This is a genomic window from Irregularibacter muris, assembly GCF_024622505.1.
Taxonomy (GTDB): Bacteria; Bacillota; Clostridia; order Eubacteriales; family Garciellaceae; genus Irregularibacter; species Irregularibacter muris.
Genome location: NZ_JANKAS010000002.1, coordinates 122,546 through 141,303 on the forward strand (window position 1 = coordinate 122,546; position 18,758 = coordinate 141,303).

At 33.6% G+C, this 18,758-nt stretch carries 17 protein-coding genes and 1 other annotated feature; of the genes, 13 read left to right on the forward strand and 4 right to left on the reverse strand.

The window, feature by feature from the left end; genetic code table 11:
- Positions 1–52: 52 nt before the first annotated feature.
- The 3 genes from NSA47_RS02905 (at position 53) to NSA47_RS02915 (ending at position 2,332) form a co-directional block, all read left to right on the forward strand.
- Positions 53–337: a GIY-YIG nuclease family protein gene (locus tag NSA47_RS02905; protein WP_257529400.1), complete on the forward strand. Its 285-nt coding sequence runs from the start codon at positions 53–55 to the stop codon at positions 335–337.
- A 6-nt stretch (positions 338–343) separates the two neighbouring features.
- On the forward strand, positions 344–844 hold the full coding sequence (locus NSA47_RS02910; RefSeq protein ID WP_257529401.1) for a D-glycero-alpha-D-manno-heptose-1,7-bisphosphate 7-phosphatase: 501 nt from the start codon (positions 344–346) through the stop codon (positions 842–844).
- Between the two features lie 147 nt (positions 845–991).
- Positions 992–2,332 carry a D-alanyl-D-alanine carboxypeptidase family protein gene (locus tag NSA47_RS02915; RefSeq protein ID WP_257529402.1) on the forward strand — a complete coding sequence of 447 codons (1,341 nt, stop codon included), beginning with the start codon at positions 992–994 and terminating at the stop codon, positions 2,330–2,332.
- A gap of 31 nt (positions 2,333–2,363) precedes the next feature.
- Here the strand turns inward: NSA47_RS02915 and rpsD are convergent, their stop codons facing one another.
- Both rpsD and NSA47_RS02925 read right to left on the reverse strand, forming a co-directional pair.
- On the reverse strand, positions 2,364–2,939 hold the full coding sequence (gene rpsD, locus NSA47_RS02920; RefSeq protein ID WP_257529403.1) for a 30S ribosomal protein S4: 576 nt from the start codon (positions 2,937–2,939) through the stop codon (positions 2,364–2,366).
- 219 nt (positions 2,940–3,158) lie between these two features.
- On the reverse strand, positions 3,159–4,511 hold the full coding sequence (locus tag NSA47_RS02925; RefSeq protein WP_257529404.1) for a hypothetical protein: 1,353 nt from the start codon (positions 4,509–4,511) through the stop codon (positions 3,159–3,161).
- 103 nt (positions 4,512–4,614) lie between these two features.
- On the opposite strand from NSA47_RS02925, the gene NSA47_RS02930 reads away from it, so the two are divergent.
- Together NSA47_RS02930 and NSA47_RS02935 are read left to right on the forward strand one after the other, a co-directional pair.
- Positions 4,615–5,250, forward strand: coding sequence for a hypothetical protein (locus NSA47_RS02930; protein WP_257529405.1), 636 nt, complete (start codon positions 4,615–4,617; stop codon positions 5,248–5,250).
- Between the two features lie 208 nt (positions 5,251–5,458).
- On the forward strand, positions 5,459–6,025 hold the full coding sequence (locus NSA47_RS02935) for a DUF4489 domain-containing protein (RefSeq protein ID WP_257529406.1): 567 nt from the start codon (positions 5,459–5,461) through the stop codon (positions 6,023–6,025).
- 89 nt (positions 6,026–6,114) lie between these two features.
- Here the strand turns inward: NSA47_RS02935 and NSA47_RS02940 are convergent, their stop codons facing one another.
- Together NSA47_RS02940 and NSA47_RS02945 are read right to left on the reverse strand one after the other, a co-directional pair.
- Complete coding sequence (locus tag NSA47_RS02940) at positions 6,115–7,758, reverse strand: hypothetical protein (RefSeq protein ID WP_257529407.1); 1,644 nt, start codon at positions 7,756–7,758, stop codon at positions 6,115–6,117.
- A 317-nt stretch (positions 7,759–8,075) separates the two neighbouring features.
- Positions 8,076–9,011 carry a CAP domain-containing protein gene (locus tag NSA47_RS02945; protein WP_257529408.1) on the reverse strand — a complete coding sequence of 312 codons (936 nt, stop codon included), beginning with the start codon at positions 9,009–9,011 and terminating at the stop codon, positions 8,076–8,078.
- Positions 9,012–9,398: 387 nt separating this feature from the next.
- On the opposite strand from NSA47_RS02945, the gene NSA47_RS02950 reads away from it, so the two are divergent.
- The 8 genes from NSA47_RS02950 to NSA47_RS02985 all read left to right on the forward strand — a co-directional run bounded on the left by NSA47_RS02950 (position 9,399) and on the right by NSA47_RS02985 (position 18,738).
- Positions 9,399–9,848 carry an RrF2 family transcriptional regulator gene (locus NSA47_RS02950; RefSeq protein WP_257529409.1) on the forward strand — a complete coding sequence of 150 codons (450 nt, stop codon included), beginning with the start codon at positions 9,399–9,401 and terminating at the stop codon, positions 9,846–9,848.
- Between the two features lie 20 nt (positions 9,849–9,868).
- Positions 9,869–11,044 carry a cysteine desulfurase NifS gene (gene nifS, locus NSA47_RS02955; protein ID WP_257529410.1) on the forward strand — a complete coding sequence of 392 codons (1,176 nt, stop codon included), beginning with the start codon at positions 9,869–9,871 and terminating at the stop codon, positions 11,042–11,044.
- A 1-nt stretch (position 11,045) separates the two neighbouring features.
- Complete coding sequence (gene nifU / locus NSA47_RS02960) at positions 11,046–11,417, forward strand: Fe-S cluster assembly scaffold protein NifU (protein WP_257529411.1); 372 nt, start codon at positions 11,046–11,048, stop codon at positions 11,415–11,417.
- Between the two features lie 137 nt (positions 11,418–11,554).
- Positions 11,555–12,103: a PRC-barrel domain-containing protein gene (locus NSA47_RS02965; protein WP_257529412.1), complete on the forward strand. Its 549-nt coding sequence runs from the start codon at positions 11,555–11,557 to the stop codon at positions 12,101–12,103.
- A 3-nt stretch (positions 12,104–12,106) separates the two neighbouring features.
- A complete protein-coding gene (locus NSA47_RS02970; protein ID WP_257529413.1) occupies positions 12,107–13,144 on the forward strand; it encodes an AI-2E family transporter in 1,038 nt (345 codons plus the stop codon).
- A gap of 61 nt (positions 13,145–13,205) precedes the next feature.
- Positions 13,206–13,425, forward strand: a binding site (T-box leader).
- 60 nt (positions 13,426–13,485) lie between these two features.
- Positions 13,486–16,128 (forward strand): alanine--tRNA ligase, encoded by a 2,643-nt coding sequence (gene alaS, locus NSA47_RS02975; protein ID WP_257529414.1) that lies wholly within the window; start codon positions 13,486–13,488, stop codon positions 16,126–16,128.
- Positions 16,129–16,296: 168 nt separating this feature from the next.
- Positions 16,297–16,554, forward strand: a complete 258-nt coding sequence (locus NSA47_RS02980) for an IreB family regulatory phosphoprotein (RefSeq protein WP_257529415.1) — start codon at positions 16,297–16,299, stop codon at positions 16,552–16,554.
- Positions 16,555–16,566: 12 nt separating this feature from the next.
- Positions 16,567–18,738 carry a hypothetical protein gene (locus tag NSA47_RS02985; RefSeq protein WP_257529416.1) on the forward strand — a complete coding sequence of 724 codons (2,172 nt, stop codon included), beginning with the start codon at positions 16,567–16,569 and terminating at the stop codon, positions 18,736–18,738.
- The last annotated feature ends 20 nt before the right edge of the window (positions 18,739–18,758 follow it).

Below are 18,758 nucleotides of genomic sequence, written 5' to 3' on the forward strand. Positions count from 1 at the left end.
TTAAAATACAAAGAGAATATAGATACCCCAATTCAGTTAAGGAGGATTTTCATTGCCCTATACATACATGGTGAAATGTAGTGATGGTACATATTATACAGGCTGGACTACTGATGTTGATAAGAGAACCCAAACCCATAATCGTGGCAAAGGTGCCAAATATACCCGTAGCAAATTGCCAGTGGAGTTAGTTTATTATGAATGGCATGATACCCGAAGTTTAGCCCAGAAGCGAGAAGCAATAGTAAGAAAGCTTAGTAGAAAAAGGAAGGAAGAACTGATAAAAACATTCAATGAAGGGAAAAATATTCGTAAAAATAAGGATAAAGGAGTGTAGGATTTTATGCTCAAGGCATTGTTTTTAGATCGAGATGGTGTCATTAATGACAATAAAAAACATGTAAATCAACCACAGGATTTAATTATTTATCAGGAAGCCAAAGAAGCTCTAAGTCTAGCTTATCAATCTGGATTTATCCTATTTGTGGTGACCAATCAAGGAGGAATAGAAAGAGGATATTTTAAGCCTGAGGATTTAGAAAGAATCCATCAAAGATTGAAACAAGAGTTATTTCCCTATTGTAAAATAGAGGAGATCGTGTATTGCCCTGATTTTAATAAAGACTCTCCTTGCCGGAAGCCCAACCCTGGAATGATAGTAGATCTTTTGAATAGATATCCCATTGATAGTAGAGAAAGCTGGATGATTGGAGATAGAAATACAGATATATTAGCGGGAAAGATGGCAGGTTGTAAAACCGCTAAAATAGGAGCAGCTTTTAAAGAAGCTGATATCCAAGGAGAAAATTTATTGGAGGTGGTACGACAAATACTATCCTGCTAAAAAAATGGTGGTTTAACATGCAACTTTTATTGAAGTGGAGCTATTAATGTATAAGAGAATATTCTTGCGGGAAAATATTATGTTATGATAAATGGGCAAATAGAATGATAAAGGAACATTTTACTTGACCACAAAGGAGAGAAAAACTTGAAAAGAACAATAGGCATTATTTTATTACTCATATTTCTATTTGGTTTTACGGGTATAGAAGCTTTGGCAACAGAGGACAACCAGCCCTCAATAACCGTAAGTGCAGAAGGCGCAGTGTTAATAGAACAGGGAACTGGAGAGGTTTTATTCCAAAAAGAGATGGATAAGAAAATGTATCCTGCCAGTACCACCAAAATTATGACGGCTTTATTAGCTATTGAATACGGAGATTTGGATGAGGTAGTTACTCTGGGAAAAGAAGTAGAAAGTATTTCAGAAGATAGTAGTAGAGCTGATTTATTTGCAGGACAAAAATTACCATTATCCCAACTACTTTATGGACTCATGTTGCCCTCAGGTAATGATGCTGCTAATGCCATAGCTGTACATATTGCAAAAAAGACAAGTAACAATCCTTCTCTAACAGAAGAGCAAGCAATAAAAGAATTTGCACAACTTATGAATAAAAAAGTCAAGGAAATTGGGGCAGAACATACACATTTTGTCAATCCCCATGGCTATCATGATGAAGACCATTATACTACTCCCTTGGATATGGCGATGATTTCTAGGGAAGCTATGAAAAATCAAATTTTTAGAAAGATCGTGAAAACTCCTCAGCTTTTCTACAGGACCTCTAAGGACTTAGAAAATAATGAAGAGGAAGAAAGATCCTGGCAAAATAGCAATGAGTTAATTCAACAGGGAAGTAGGAATTTTTACCCCTATGCCCAGGGCATCAAAACCGGTAGAACTACGTCAGCTGGGAGATGTTTAGTATCATCGGCAGTAAAGGAGGACGTAAATGTTATCGCAGTCGTGTTTAAAAGTACTGAAGGTGATGTATGGGGTGATTCTACTAAATTATTATCCTACGGCATAGAAAATTTTAAACATCACGTCTTTGCCCAAAAAGAGGAGATCATTACAAAAGTCAAAATAAAAAATGCCCATCCTAAAGACCCAAAGGAAATGGAAATCATTACCGAAAAGGATATAAAAGGCTTAATAAAAAAAGAAGATATTCCAAAAGTTAATAAAAAGATAGAGTCGGAGGATAATCAAGAGATTCAATCTAGCAAATTCCAAGCTCCTATTGAAAAGGGTGAAAAGGTGGGGGAAATTACTTACTTTTTAGGGGATAAAGTAGTTGCCAAGGGAAATTTAGTGGCAAAGGAAAGTATAAGAAAAAAAGGTTTTTTCAAAGCCTATTGGTGGATATTTATCCTTGCTTTGCCTATTCTATTTATTATTATGAATAGAAATGCACAAGCCAAAAGGAGAAAAAACAGGGCACGAAGAAAAAAGTATAGATTTAATGGACAAAAAAGAAACTAGTGCAAATTGCCTAGCTTCTTTTTTGTCTTTATTATTTTGAATAATATTCTATAATCTTTGAATCAATGATCTCTATAGGAAGTTCATCCCTTAGAGGCAGTCTGGTTAGTCTGCCAGAAAAATTATCGATATCCTTATCAAGATAAGGTAAGAAAGTATTTGAATTTTTAAAATTATCCGCAAAAATATCGTTTTTTCTGGAAGATTCTTTTAGGGAAATGACATCTCCTACATTGACAGCCAAGGAAGGGCGGTCAATTTTCTGGCCGTTTACTAAGATATGTCCATGCACCACCATTTGTCTTGCCTGTCTCAAGGATGAGCCAAATCCTAATCTATATACCAGATTGTCTAATCTCATTTCTAACATTTGAGTCAATACTTCTCCGGGATTTTGACGAGATTTTAATGATTTATTTACATAAATTCTAAACTGTTTTTCTAATAACCCGTAGTATGTCTTTAGTTTTTGTTTTTCTAATAATTGTTCTCCGTATTCTGAGTGCTTATGTTTTTTTACCCCTCTGTTTAATGCCTTAGGGTGTCCGAAAACATCAACACCAAGATGTCTTGATAATTTAAATCTAGGACCCATAGGTCTAGCCAATAGTATTCCTCCTTAAAATAATGAAAGTTAAATATTGACGTGCCAGCTAGCCTATAAACTAGAATAACATAATTATCCCTAAATGTAAATGATAATTATTATCAAATAAAAAAGATTACATCAAATATCGAGTAAAGATCTTGATTTTACGAGGAAAAAACAGCAAGTCAATAGAGCATTTCAAAAAATTACCAAGATATTTTTTGAATAGATAATTTCTTAAAAATTAAAAAGTTTTTTCTTAGTATTTTGATTTTTTTCAATAGTGGTTATTTTTTCTTTAATAACCTCTATATCTTTTTGGATATTCGTAATGGTATCTATCACTTCTTTCAAAGATGTGGAGTTTTCTTCTATAGAATTCAAAGCATTTATTAGTTCATTTTGATTTTCTACTATATCATTTTTTAAATTCATTAATGGATCCTCTTCAATATTTTGAGTATTTATTTGTTCCTTTTGCTCTACTAAATTACTGTTCACCTGCTGTTCATTTTCTAAAAATGATGATGATATTTTATCCGTTATAGATTGTTCATTAAGATTCTCACCTAAATAGAAATAAATATGGTCATCATTAATACTACCATAACAATGATGGATTTTATTATGGATATTCGTAGAGGTAATATTACAAAAATGCTTAATTAGATGAATTGGACGGTCATTTAATGAAACTTCATTTTCTAAATTCCAATTTAATCCATAATTTTCTGAGACAAGGCAATGAATTTTATCCTCTCCAATACATACAATATATAATTTGTTATTTTTTTCAAACATAATAGGAGGATAGCTGGAATTTGTTATTTTAGGCAGATTGATTTCTGTCCAATGATATTTGCTTTGTCTCATAGGAGAGAGCTGTTTATAAGTAAGTAAGTAATCATTATCGTCTAAACTATACCAAAGAACATGAATATTATCCCGGGAATCAATAAATAAATAGGGAGAAATATTGTCTATTTCAGAAGATGAAATTTTAGCAGGGGCTTTCACCCATTCTTTATTGAAAATATTATAAAAAGTATAGTAGATATGGTTGGTAGTATATTCTTTTGCTCTATAGATTAAGAATATATTTCCAAACTTATCTTTATCCAGATAGAAAGGAGTGAAGTTTTTTCCAGAGAAAACACTAAGAATAGTTTTTTTTGACCAGTAAGTTGAATCTTTGGTTATATGCTCAATACTCCATAGATTGGTATTGATTATATTAGTAAAAGCGTAAAATATACTAATATGACTTTCATGTATAAATAAATTCAAATATTTATATCGATTAGATCGAGGGTCCAATTTTCTAACTACATTTTCCTCCCAGGTTTTATTTAAATATACAGCATAGATTAGTTCTCCACTATTAAGCAAGTAAAGCAGATGAAGTTTATTATTCTTATCAATATTTGCTGCAAAATCTGCTACATTACTCTTTACTATTTTAGTGTTGGTATAGTTATTATCTGTCTTTAATTCATTAAAAATTAAATTATGTTGTTTATCTACATAAAAGATAAAAGACTGGTTTAATGAATCTTGAATGTAGGTATATTCTTGAATGTTTTTATTCATGATAATCGCTCCTTTATTTAAAATAAAAATAATATCACAAAGATCTCTTTAATTCATAATATGAAAGTAGAAATAGATTTATTAAATAAAAGGAGTGAAAAAGATGGAAAGGGATATAAATTTTAATCGTGATGATTGTAAAATGGAATTCGATATGCATCACATTAAAGAAGTGGATTGTATTGTAGTTGATAAAGTCTATTCCCAATATCAGGACAGAGAGTGTTTTCCACAGTTAGAACTTGAAATAGAAAGTGGAACAATTGAATGCATAAAATTTGCACCAGGTTACATTGTACCAGGTACACTAATTAAAAGTGATATGCCTAATAAACCACATTTCAGTAGAGTTAGATTTGAATTAAGAATACCTTATGAAATATTCATGGCAGATGGAACAACGTTAAAAGGAAATTTACCAGATATATATAAAGATATTGTAATGTTTGTACCAGAGGCACGAGATGAATTTGAATTTAATATTGTTGTAGATACTAGCTCCAATATATTGGCTGAACCTATAATAGATAAATGTCAAGTTACTTTTGCGGTAGGGGTTTTCATCGTAATAAAAGTTGTTGGCAAAGTGCAACTTTTAGTGCCTACATTTGGATTCTGTCCAGAGCCACCACAAAGTGTAGACTTTAGTCAAGAAAACGCCTGTGATGATTTTGATGACCATTCTTTCCCATTATTTTTCCCGCTACAATACGGGGATTTATTTGGAGGTGAAAAATAAGAGGAGCTAGCAGCTCTTATTTTTTGCATTTTAAATCTTGTTTATGTTTAGCTATTTAAAACCATATCGTGAGAAGTAACGATTAAATTCAAAATAAATATTGATAATTTAGGTACCTAAATTATCAACATTAATATACTGCTAGTAGAGAATGCTTAATTTGTATTCTAAAACTCATATTCGTATAGATGGAAAGGAGAAGATAATAATGACTGTTTATTACCAACCTGGTTATCAAACAGATAATAAGAAAAATGATGAGAAATGTTTTTCTAGATGTCATAGACAGGATGATTGTTGTCGTAAAGTAGATTGCAGTCCTGATAAAGTTGTATTTAAATGTAATAATATTAGTGGGGCTAGCGGTATATCGGTTATAGCTATAGGAGATACGGTTATGCCTAGAAATGTAGCAACTGTGTCAGTACCAGATTTGTGTTGCTTTAAAAGACCATGTACGAAAATAGACTTTTCTGCTATTATTACTTTTTCCGCAGCTATTGCTGTTGGGACAACGATAACATTTAGAGTATTTAAACGTTGTGGTTCAGGTGACGAAATACAAATTCAATCCTTTGACTTTACTCAAGGCTTAGCACTTGCAGTAGGAAGTTCAATACCTGTAAGCTTTAGTATCTGTGATTGTGATGGTTGTTTTGACGACGATTGTTGTGTATATAGGGTAGCAGTAGAAGCTACAGCAACTGTAGCATTGGCAACAGCTATAAATGTCAACCAAGGAACAATTTCTGCTTTTGCTGCAGACCTTTGTTAATTGGGGTTTTTAAAATATAGCTTAAAGATTGGCAAATAAATCATATGAAAGGGGCTAAATATAGCCCCTTAAAATAATTTTTACATGTATTATTTAAATAGTGAAAAACCTTTTTTAGTATTTTCATTCTTTTCAATCGTTGTTATTTTCTCTTTTATCAACGCTGTATCTTTTTTTATACAAGCAACTGCATCTATAACTTCATTTAAAGACAAGGAATTTTCTTCGATAGAATTCAAAGCATTCATTAGCTGATTTTGATTTTCCAATAAGAAAGTTTTAAAATCTATTAATGGATCTGTTGCGGTATTTTTTTTGTTAAATTCGTTTTTTAGATTTTTAGTATCTTTCTGTAATTCACGAACCATGTTGGTGTATTCTAAGGTATGGGATTTTGGGCCGATATTTTCGCCTGTTTTTACTATTGTTTTTAAAAATTCAGGTTTGATTTGTATTGGATTATTTGAATTTTTAAAAACAGAGGAAGTGTTTTGTTGTTTGTTTAGGCTATTGTTCTCTTTATGTAATTTTAGAATCATTTCATCTAATGATTTCATATACACCTTTGCATGTTCACTAGGAGGATTTTCAAAGATTTTCTCATTTTGTATCTGAACAAGATCTGTTAAAAATATCTCCTCTTTTTTATTCGTATTAGAAATAAAGTTTAAGTCACTAGAATTGGATAAAGCGTTTTGTTGAAATTTTTTATAATCCTCTTGTTTCAAAAAAAAGGAAATGGGGCAGGTTCGACCATTTTGTGCATCGAATAAAATATAGAAAGCTTTATTATTAAAATTTTGCTTTTCAGATAAATATCTGTAAAGCTTATATTGAGATATATGGGCAAGAACTTTACAAGAGGGATCCCATGTTTTTCCCATATTATTAGATTGTATATAATATAGCTTTTGTTCTTCTATCCAGAAAAGGGTAAGTTTATTTTCCACTAACCCAAAAAAGGGACAATAAATTTTGTTGCTGCAAGAATAAACTTCTATTTTCCTTTCCCACTGAGTCTCATTTAAGGGTGAAGTATTTTTACTAAGATAATGAATACGGTATATTCCATCTGTTGACGAAATGTAGCAGAGATGTATTTTATTTTCTACGATCCAAATATTAGGGGAATTTCCTTTTTTAAAAGGCAGAATATTTTGAGTCCATAGATTAGCTTCTTCATGAAATTGGAATAATTGTAGTTGTCTTTCTTGCTCATTCCAGCATTTACAAATCAAATAGATATTTCCCTCATCATCTTGTATACTCACATTCGTATCTCTAATCGGTTTTGTAGTACTTTCAAAAAAAACAATTTGGTTCCAGTAATTATTTTCCCAGAATAGATCTATAAAGAACCATTTATTTGTTGCTTTTTGTATGCTGTATAAAATATGAGTCTTATCTTTGTGGATATGTAAAGAAAGTAACTGAAGGGAATCCTTGTAGTTTTCTAAATCAAATAGTTTTAATATATTCCATTTTGCTCCATTAAAAAAATAATATAGTATTTCTCCAGATTTTTTTCTAAGGACTAGATGGATATCATTTCCTTTCCCTATATCCAGCAAAAAATCTTCAGTACAATCAGTAGTGAGTATTGCTGAGTGTATTTTTTTATATTGGTTGTTATAAACTTCATATAAAATTTCGCTTCTAGATGTGTATTGAAAGATCCAAAGGTTTAGAAAATTATCAGTAATACAATAAGCTTTAGACTGATTGTTTAACATAATTACACCTACCTTATAGAATAAATATTATGGGCTTAGGTCAATAGTTCCACATGAAAAATTCCATATCTTAAGCAATAGGTTTTCCAAATTCATTTGGAGTGGGATATTCAATGTTGTTACTGACTTTCAAGATTGGTATCAAGAACGGTATCAGTATAAGTTTTTATCCATTAATTATGGGTTTATTACATATATATGTATATGTAATGAGAATATAATAATTATAAAATAATGTAAGCACCACATAATTCCCATTTTGCGTTAGGATGAGGACTATGTGATGCTTACATTATTTTTCACTGTTTATATTATTTCTATTTTCCAATAAACATTTGTGTAACGGTAATTCCTGATGTAGATTTGTTTTGTACAATACCAATTCCCATGTGAGTATAGTTGGGATTTAATATGTTTTGTCGATGGCCTTCAGAGTTCATTAGAGCTTGATGGGCCTTAAGCATGGTTGAATTTTTTGCTATATTTTCTCCAGCGGTTCTATATTTGATACCAAAGCTTTTCATCATATCAAAGGGGCTTCCATAGGTTGGTGAAGTATGGGAGAAATAATTTTTGTCTACCATATCTTGAGATTTAATTTCTGCTACCTTTGCTACCTCTGTATCCATTTGTAGTGGAGCAACACCAGCTTTTGCTCTTTCACTGTTTACATATTCTAACATCTTTAATTCTTCAGCATTAACTGTGTTATTGGTTCCCCCACTTACAGGTGGTTTTGGATCTGGTTTATTTGGTTGTTCAGGTGTTGTTGGTTGTTCAGGTTTTGGATCTGGTTTATTTGGTTGTTCAGGTGTTGTTGGTTGTTCAGGTTTTGGATCTGGTTTACTTGGTTGCTCAGGTGTTGTTGGTTGTTCGGGCTTTGGATCTGGCTTGCTTGGCTGTTCAGGTGTTGTTGGTTGTTCGGGCTTTGGATCTGGCTTGCTTGGCTGTTCAGGTGTTGTTGGTTGTTCGGGTTTTGGATCTGGCTTACTTGGTTGTTCAGGTGTTGTTGGATTGCTTGGTTGTACAGGTCTATTGATAAATCTATGATTTAAAAAGTAAAAAATATTATTTGTATCTAAAAAACCCTTATAACTTCCGATTGTTCCTGCACTTAGCTTTATTGGTTGTATATGGTTGTCTGATGTATTATTTCCAGAACTGAAATAAAAGATTTGTGCACTAGCCATAGGTGCAAATACCATAAGTCCGACCAAGGCTAACACTATTGTTGCTACTACTCTGTTTTTCATTTAGGTCACCGCTTTCTTTTAGTTTTTTATGTATCCAGGCTGCAATGTGTTACAGTTTAGATACAAAATATTTACATGTTTAATAATAACTTAAAACAATATAGTATTGCAAGGTTTTAGAAGAAGAATTAAGGTGGTAATTTTTGTTAGGAGGATAAGATTCTTATCATGAAAATAATGAGGTATTGTGGACAAATGTCAAATTAAACTTTCTAAATTTATTTCTTTCAATTGTCTATACTATATATAGATATAAATCATCCTCTTTAAAAGTATGAGGAACTAATTAATTATTTAACAGAAAATATTGACATATTAGATAGCCTGTGATATTCTTTATTTGAATTCCGACTTAACAGCTCGGGATTTAAGAAGGAGTTGGTGAAAGTGAAGCTTTCTACTAAAGGTAGATATGGAGTTACAGCAATGTTTGATTTAGCTGTAAGATATGGTCAAGGTCCTATATCTATAAAGGAAATTTCAGATAGACAATTAATTTCAGAACCGTATTTAGAACAACTTTTTGCCACTTTGAGAAAGGCAGGGTTGGTCAATAGTGTTAGGGGAGCCCAAGGAGGGTATTACTTGGCCCATGAACCTAAGAAGATTACTGTAGGAAATGTCATTCGAGTTCTGGAAGGACCCATTGCGCCTACTGAATGTGTTTTGGAAAAGGATCCCCGGGCTTGCACTAAATCAGACTTATGTGTGACTAGAGGAATATGGGAAGACATTCGCAATAGTATTAATAATGTAATTGATAACATAACATTGGCAGATTTAGTAGAAGATTATAAAAACAAACTTGATAAAGATGCCTACATGTACTATATTTGACAAAAATTGGGGTGAATGAAATGAAAAGAAGATATTTTGATTATTCAGCAACTACTCCAACCGATCCAAAGGTTTTGGAAGGAATGTTGCCCTATTTTACCGAAGGTTTTGGCAATCCTTCTAGCATTTATTCCTATGGAAGGGAAAATAAAAAGGTAGTGGAGAAAGCTAGAGAACAATTGGCAAAATTAATTGGTGCTGATTCGAAGGAAGTTTTTTTTACGGGTAGTGGATCAGAATCAGATAACTGGGCGATAAAGGGTATTGCTATGGCCTTAAAAGAAAAAGGGAACCATATTATTACCACAAAAATCGAACACCATGCAGTGTTACACGTTTGTGAGTATTTAGAAAAGCATGGTTTTGAAATTACTTATCTCCCAGTAGATCAATATGGTTTGATTGATCTGGAGGAATTGGAGAAGTCTATTACGGAGAAGACCATATTAATTAGCATAGTATTTGCTAATAATGAAATAGGCACTATCCAGCCTGTTAAAGAAATAGGAGAAATGGCTAAAAAACATGGGGTGTACTTCCATACAGATGGTGTACAAGCCTTGGGAAATATTGAAATTGATGTCCAAGATATGAATATTGATTTAATGTCTATGTCTTCCCATAAAATATATGGACCAAAAGGAATAGGGGCTCTATATATAAGGAAAGGTGTAAAGATTGATCCAATTATTCACGGTGGTGCTCAAGAGAGAAAAAGAAGAGCAGGAACAGAAAATGTACCCGGTATTGTAGGTTTTGGACTTGCAGCTGAGTTAGCTCTCGAAAATTTACAAAATCACATTGAAAGAACAATCCTTTTAAGGGATAAATTGATTAAAGGAATTATGGATAATATTGATTATGTCAAGTTAAATGGGCATCCTACAAAAAGGCTACCTGGAAACGTAAATATGAGTTTTGAATTCATTGAAGGAGAAGCATTATTGTTAAGTCTTGACATGGTGGGCATCTGTGGTTCAAGTGGGTCAGCCTGCACATCAGGTTCTTTGGATCCTTCCCATGTTCTTTTAGCCATTGGCTTGCCCCATGAAATTGCTCATGGTTCATTAAGATTGACCATTGGAAGATATACTGAAGAAGAGGATATTGAATATGTTCTTAAGGAACTGCCTATTATTATTGATAGGCTAAGAAGAATGTCTCCATTGTATGAAAAGGTAAAAGGGGGAGAATAATATGTATAGCGATAAAGTAATGGATCATTTTACAAATCCAAGAAATGTAGGAGAAATAAAAGAGGCAGATGGAGTTGGAGAAGTAGGCAATGCCAAATGTGGGGATATTATGAAAATGTACATCAAGGTAGAGGATAATGTTATTAAAGATGTAAAATTCAAAACCTTTGGATGTGGTGCAGCAATTGCCACCAGCAGTATTGCCACTGAATTAATTATAGGAAAGACCATTGAAGAAGCCCAACAATTGACTAACAGAGCAGTGGTAGAAGCATTAGATGGACTTCCACCTGCTAAAGTGCACTGTTCGGTTTTGGCGGAGGAAGCCATTAAAGCTGCTGTTAAAGATTATCAAGATAAAAAAGCTAAATAATAGAATTTTTATTCATCTATCAAAGAATAAGCGGCTCATTTTTAAAAGGCCGCTTCTCTTTTTTATTATTTTATGTTGTAAATAAGGATAGAAGGGTATTTATTGCTTTGAAACAGCATTTAGGGAGGAGGAGAAATTTGAAAAAAGCTAAGTCAATGATTCATTTACCCATTATTGTTTTAGAGAAAGGTAATGAGGTAAATAAAATAAAAGATATACTATTTAGTCAAAGTAAAAAAAAGGTGCTTGGTTTTTTGCTAGATGAAGGAGGCTGGTTTAAAGGGGCGAAAATTCTTTTGTTAAAGGACATACATAATATAGGTAAGGATGCTGTAATCATTAAAAATGAAGGGATAATTATGTCTTCTACAAAGATGCCAGAGGTGCAAAGTATTTTAGACGATGAATTTCATCCCTTTCATATGGAAGTAATCGATGATAGGGGAAATAAAATTGGCTTTATAGAAGATATCCTCTTTGATGTACAAAATGGAAAAATTCACAGTTTAGAAATAACTGAGGGGGTTTTTGACGATCTTATTCATGGCAGATTAAAAATTCCTGTATCTGAAGAGGTGGCTTTTGAAGAGAAAAGAATCATTGTATCAGCAAAGTATTTGCGGGGAATTGATAAAACAGGAGGAATAAAGAAATATTTTGATAAGAAAGATGGGAAGGAGGGCTAAAAAATGATATTTAAAAGAAGAACATGGCTTTTAGGACTCTTTTATGTAATTGTTTTTTTAATTTTATATTTCCTTTTGAAAATTAGAGCTCAATTATTTTCTATATTAAGTCCTTTTATTATAGCTATTGCCTTTGCCTATTTACTTAATCCTTTAGTCAATTTTGTGCAGAAAAAAGGTGTAGGGAGATTTTATAGTGTTTTATTGGTTTATTTATTATTTATTGGTTTAATTGTGATTTTGGGTTGGAGTGTAATTCCTACAATTGTAGATGAAACCAGCAAGCTGGTGTCTGATTTACCAGATTATGCAGAACAAGTTCAAAAAATTGTTAAGAATTTTAGAGAATCCAGTAAAAACCAATTGCCAGAAAGCATTAATAATATCATAAATCAAAATATAAATCGAATAGAAGATATTGCTATTCATTCTCTACAAAAAATATCCAGTATTGTTATCAATTTTTTTTCCCGATTTCTCAATATTATTATTGTACCTATCTTAGCCTTTTACTTTTTAAAGGATAAAGATGAATTTAAAAGAAGGATAACTTTACTTATTCCTCAAAAATGGAGAACAGAAATACTAGAAATTTCCACGAGTGTAGATAAAGTGTTGGGTAGCTATATTAGAGGACAAATTTTAGTGGCTACCTTTGTAGGGGGCAGTACAGCAATAGGTTTATATTTACTAGACGTTAAATATGCATTGGTAATCGGGCTGATTGCAGGAATTGTAGATGTTATCCCCTATTTTGGTCCTGTCATTGGAGCTGTTCCGGCTATGATTGTGGCTTTTATACAGCAACCTATTAAAGCTCTTTGGGTTTTAATATTAATTGCTATTATTCAGCAATTAGAAAGTGGAATTGTTTCTCCTAAGATTATTGGATCTAGTGTAGGGCTACATCCAGTGGCAATTATACTATCTCTATTCATTGGAGGGAGCTTTTTTGGAGTTGTGGGCATGATATTAGCCGTTCCCTTTACAGCAACCATAAAAGTAATTGGTACCCATTTGATGAATTATATTGTTGATTAGGGGAAAAATATTGACAAATAAAGTGTTCTTATATATAATCAAATCCAACTAAATCATACTAGAAAAAGCAAGGAAGAGAAGGAGTATTTTTACTGAATTCTCCCAGAGAAGAAACCCTCGGCTGAAAGGTTTCCAGATAGGTAAAAAGAAGCAGTCTTGGAGCTTTAAGATTGAAATTACAGTAGGTCTTAACGGAGGGCAACCGTTATTTGCATGAGGGATTGATTTAATTTAAATCAATAACTAGGGTGGTACCGCGAGAATGACTTTTCGTCCCTATTTGGGATGAGAAGTTTTTTTATTGTTATATATATTTTTTTATTTAAAGAGGAGGGTGTAAAATGCAAGCATTAGGTTTAAATGAAATTAGAGAAAGATTTTTGAGTTTTTTCGAGAAAAAACAGCATTTAAGGTTACCTAGCGCACCATTAGTGCCTAGAAATGATAATAGTTTATTATTAATTAACTCAGGAATGGCGCCTCTCAAGCCATACTTTATTGGAGAAGAAAAACCACCAAGTAAAAGAGTGGCTACTTGCCAGAAATGTATAAGAACCCCAGATATTGAAAGGGTAGGAAAAACCGCGAGACATGGAACTTTTTTTGAAATGCTTGGGAATTTTTCCTTTGGAGATTATTTTAAAGATGAGGCTACTCAATGGGCTTGGGAATTTATTACAAAGGAGCTAGAGATACCTGAGGATAGGCTGTGGGTAAGTATATATGAAAATGATGAGGAAACCTTTGATATATGGACTAAAAAAATAGGGGTCTCTCCTGATAAAATTGTAAGATTGGGCAAGGAGGATAATTTTTGGGAAATTGGACTAGGACCTTGTGGACCTTGTTCAGAGCTATATTATGATCGAGGTGAAGAAGCAGGCTGTGGTCAAGAGGATTGTGCTGTAGGCTGTGACTGTGACCGCTTTGTTGAGTTTTGGAATCTAGTATTTACACAATTTGATAAGGACGAGGAAGGCAATTATAATCCTTTGGCTCATCCTAATATTGATACAGGAATGGGTTTAGAACGTATGGCTGCCATTATGCAAGGGGTTGGCTCCCTATTTGAAGTAGATACTATAAGGCATGTATTGGACTATGTATGTTCTTTAGGCAATATTCAATATGGCCAAAATGATGCAGTGGATATGTCTATTAGAGTGATTACCGATCATATAAGAAGCGTTACCTTTATGGTGGGAGATGGAATTTTGCCTAGCAATGAGGGAAGGGGCTATGTACTTAGACGTTTATTGAGACGGGCTGCACGTCATGGCAAACTTTTGGGAATTAAAGAGCCTTTCCTTTATAAAGTATGTCAAAAGGTCATCGAAGTTTCCAAAGATGCTTACAGTGAATTAGGTGAAAAACAAGAGTCTATTGAAAAGATTATTTCTATTGAGGAAGCAAGATTCCAAGAAACTATAGACCAAGGGCTCCATCTATTAAAGGATCTTATCACACAAATGAAGCAAGAGGGAATCAAGGTAATTCCCGGTGCCCAGGCCTTCAGATTATATGATACCTATGGCTTTCCTTTGGATCTAACAAAAGAAATCCTTGAAGAAGAGGGAATGGAAGTTGAGGAAGAGAGTTTTCATGAGGAAATGGAAGGACAAAGGGAAAGAGCTAGAAAGGCAAGGGCAGAAAGTGATATTGTAAGTTGGAAAGAAGACCCTTTTATGCACCTTGATCAGAATATTTCTACAGAGTTTGTTGGCTATAGTCAATTAGAGGTTGAGGGAAAAATCCTAGCAATAGCAAAGCAAGAGGATCTTGTAGATCAGGTTGCCAAGGATGACCAGGTCATTATACTTTTAGATCAAACTTCTTTTTATGCTGAAAGTGGTGGCCAAGCAGGAGATAGGGGCATTATTCAAACAGAAACCGGTATAATCAGGATCGCAGATTGTAAAAAGGGGAATGGTGGAAAAATTCTTCACTTTGGAAAGGTATCCGAAGGAACCCTTGAGGTAGGGCAAATCGTTAAGGCCAAAGTAAATAAAGGATTAAGAATGGACACAGCCAGAAATCATACAACTACCCATATGCTGCACAAGGCTTTAAGAGAAGTATTAGGGGAGCATGTTGAACAAGCCGGTTCCTTGGTGACACCTGATAGGCTGCGTTTTGACTTCCAACACTATGAAGGTGTAACCCAGAGCCAATTGGAGAAAATAGAAGCGAGAGTTAATGAAATAATTTTGGAAAGCTTGCCTGTAGAGGTCCTTGAAACAGATATCACAACGGCAAAGGAAATGGGAGCAACAGCCCTATTTGGAGAAAAATATGGTGAAAAAGTGCGAGTAGTAAAAGTAGGGGACTTCAGTATCGAGCTTTGTGGAGGAACACATTTATCAAATTCTAGTCAGGCTGGTTTGTTTAAAATAACTAGTGAAGGTGGGGTAGCTGCCGGTGTACGTAGAATAGAGGCTTTAACGGGCAAAGGTGCTCTAAAATACTATCAAGATCATGAAACCATTTTAATAGAATCTGCCCATAGGGTGAAAGCTAAGCCTGATTATTTAATAGATAAGATTGAAGGTTTATTGAAAGAGTTAAAAGATAGAGAAAAAGAACTAGAAAAACTTCAAGCCAAAATGGCAGGCAATATAGTGGATGAGTTAATCAATACAAAAACGGAGATATCTGATATTCCTACAATCATTGCTCGACAGGATGAATTAGACATGGATGGATTGAGAAAACTAGGAGATCAACTAAAGGATAGAATAGGTTCAGGGTTAATTATTTTAGCTACATCAAAAAATGATAAGGTAAATTTCTTAGCTATGGCCACTAAGGATTTATTACCAAAGGGAATACATGCAGGAAAGTTAATTGGTCAAATAGCCAAGGTAGCCGGTGGTGGCGGCGGCGGGAGACCTGATATGGCGCAAGCCGGAGGGAAAGAAATAGATAAGATAGCTGAAGCTTTAGAAAAATCTAAAGATATTATTCTTCAACAATTAGAAAAGTAAAAGGATAAAGGCGTAATTTTACGCCTTTTCTGTTTTATTATGGAGGGATATGGAAATAATGAAATTGATATTGTCCATAGGACTTTATACAAAAAACCTAATAATATAGAAAAACTTTCTAATACATTATATAATAAGAGTGAAACTATAACTAAGGAGGCTTTATCTATGAGTAAAGAACAAGATTATACAATAAAATTCAATATGGAGCAGGATCAATCTCAAAGAGTTAGAGATGTCCTATCTGAGGTTTATCAAGCATTAAATGAGAAAGGATATAACTCTATAAATCAATTGGTGGGATATATCATTTCTGGTGATCCTACATATATTACTAGTCACAAAAATGCTCGTAGTCTTATTAGAAAAGTGGAAAGAGATGAATTGTTAGAAGAGTTACTGAAAAGATATTTAGAAGAGAAATAGGAGAGGATTTATTTGACAAATAGGTTTTTCAGAAGGATATTTATATCCATCATTTGTACCTTTCTCATGATAGCTGCCATGACTTCTCCAGCAGAAGCAGCTGAGAATAAACAGGTGGTTATGATTGTTATTAACCAGGTTAATTATAATGACCTACTAAAAATGGATGCTATGGAAAAAATAATTGAACATGGTGGAATTGGTCTTCTAAATACCCGTACCGCAGGAAGTACAATTACTCCAAAGGCTTATGCAACTATAGGGGCAGGAACTAGAGCCGAAGGCAATTGGATAACCTCCCAAGCCTATCCTGTAACACCTGAAAGTCAAAGTATTTATCACTTGAGGACGGGTAAAAAAGCTCCTGAAAATGGAATTGTAAATTTAGAAATCAATCGACTAATTGCCTATAACGAAGCAGGTGAATATGGGGCAGTAGCCGGTCAGTTGGGAACTCTTATTCAAGAGGCAGGACGTAAAACCGCAGTCTATGGAAATATGGACATAGGTGAGGAAAACAGAAGCCCCCATGTGCTCATTGCAATGGATCAATGGGGGAGAGTAGACAGGGGAATTGTTTCCCATGATGTCTTGATTGATGACATAAGCTACCCTGGAGGCATAAGAACAAATTATGCTAAAATATATGAAGAATTAGAAAAAAATCAGGATTCTCCTGGGCTCACTGTTATAGAAACAGGAGACATCACTCGGTTAGAAGAGGAAAAAGATAATCTTTCTCCGGATATGTTCGAACGCTATAAGGAGGACAGCCTCCAAGAAATGAATTTGTTTTTAGAGGATGTAAAAACTCTAGTGGAAAAGGAAAACAAATTATTAATCATCGTAACTCCTTTTTCCAATACAGAAGATATCAAAGAGGGGTATAAACTAACACCAATTGTTTTATTTGGTGAGGGCGTGGAAAAGGGGTTACTCACCTCTAGTACCACAAGAAGAACAGGAATTATCGGTAATGTAGATATTGCGCCTACTATTTTAGAGTACTTAGATATAGAAGAAAACCATATGGTAGGCAACCCTATAGGACAAGTTCCTGCTCATGATCATTTGGATTCCTTATTAAAACTAAATGATTATACTGTTGCCATCTCCAATAATAGACTACCTGTTCTGACTACCTTTGTCATCTATCAGATTGTGTTACTTATTATAGCTCTTATTATGATTTTATTTAAAGGGAAAATTAATTCTAAATTTTATCCCACCATTAAGAATTTGCTATTAAGTGGACTAGTCATTCCTGTAGTTTTACTTTTTTTACCTGTGCTAGGGATAAAAAGTCTACCCTATACCTTTATAGCCGTCATTGCAGTTACCGCTCTGATTAGTTGGATAACATACTATATTGGGAAAAGGTTTAATAACCCTATACTCCCCATTGTTTTGATCTCTCTTTTGATGACCATAGGACTTGTAGGAGATATCGTAATGGGTAGTCCGCTAATTCGCTCCTCCCTATTTGGATATGATCCAATTATAGGAGCCAGATATTACGGCATAGGAAATGAGTTTATGGGAGTATTGGTAGGAGCTGCTTTAGTACTTTTCTTAGGAGTAAAAGAATTATTTAATGTTCCTAAGGGGGGAGTCTTAGGGTTATTTGCCCTATTAATTATAGCTATAGGATATCCCCAATGGGGAGCTAATGTAGGAGGAACCCTGACAGCTACAGCTGCATCCGCTTTTATATTTCTCAGATTGTATAAGATTAAAATTAGCTGGAAACAAATTCTAATTGGCTTTATAGGTATGGCTGCAGCTGTAGCGATTATGGCAGTAATTGATACTTTTTTATTGGAGAACCAAAGTCATCTTGCTCGGGCAATACAATCCATAAAAGAAGGAGGAATTGTTACTGTCTTTATGATTATCTCTAGAAAAGTCTCTATGAACATAAGGCTTTTTAAGGTGACTATTTGGAGCAAAGTACTAGTTACTTCCCTTATTGTTTTTGCTATATTGTTTTATAAACCCTATGAAGAACTGAAAAAAGTTTTTGATAAATATCCTTATTTATCAATTGGTTGGTCTGGAATAGTGGTGGCCAGTATTACAGGATTTATGGTTAATGATTCTGGTGTTGTTGCAGCGGCGACCAGTTTAATCTATTTATCTTTTAGCCTATTATATATAATGTTACAAGAACCTCACAATAACTAGTTATTGTGAGGTTCTTCAAA

What these genes read in the sequence shown, in the direction of transcription:
- NSA47_RS02935 (WP_257529406.1), top strand. Translation starts at nt 5,459, where the DNA reads ATGACTGTTTATTACCAACCTGGTTATCAAACAGATAATAAGAAAAAT.
- NSA47_RS02930 (WP_257529405.1), top strand. Translation starts at nt 4,615, where the DNA reads ATGGAAAGGGATATAAATTTTAATCGTGATGATTGTAAAATGGAATTC.
- NSA47_RS02945 (WP_257529408.1), bottom strand. Translation starts at nt 9,011, where the DNA reads ATGAAAAACAGAGTAGTAGCAACAATAGTGTTAGCCTTGGTCGGACTT.
- nifS (WP_257529410.1), top strand. Translation starts at nt 9,869, where the DNA reads ATGAAAAGAAGATATTTTGATTATTCAGCAACTACTCCAACCGATCCA.
- NSA47_RS02970 (WP_257529413.1), top strand. Translation starts at nt 12,107, where the DNA reads ATGATATTTAAAAGAAGAACATGGCTTTTAGGACTCTTTTATGTAATT.
- nifU (WP_257529411.1), top strand. Translation starts at nt 11,046, where the DNA reads ATGTATAGCGATAAAGTAATGGATCATTTTACAAATCCAAGAAATGTA.
- NSA47_RS02925 (WP_257529404.1), bottom strand. Translation starts at nt 4,511, where the DNA reads ATGAATAAAAACATTCAAGAATATACCTACATTCAAGATTCATTAAAC.
- NSA47_RS02940 (WP_257529407.1), bottom strand. Translation starts at nt 7,758, where the DNA reads ATGTTAAACAATCAGTCTAAAGCTTATTGTATTACTGATAATTTTCTA.
- NSA47_RS02910 (WP_257529401.1), top strand. Translation starts at nt 344, where the DNA reads ATGCTCAAGGCATTGTTTTTAGATCGAGATGGTGTCATTAATGACAAT.
- alaS (WP_257529414.1), top strand. Translation starts at nt 13,486, where the DNA reads ATGCAAGCATTAGGTTTAAATGAAATTAGAGAAAGATTTTTGAGTTTT.
- NSA47_RS02980 (WP_257529415.1), top strand. Translation starts at nt 16,297, where the DNA reads ATGAGTAAAGAACAAGATTATACAATAAAATTCAATATGGAGCAGGAT.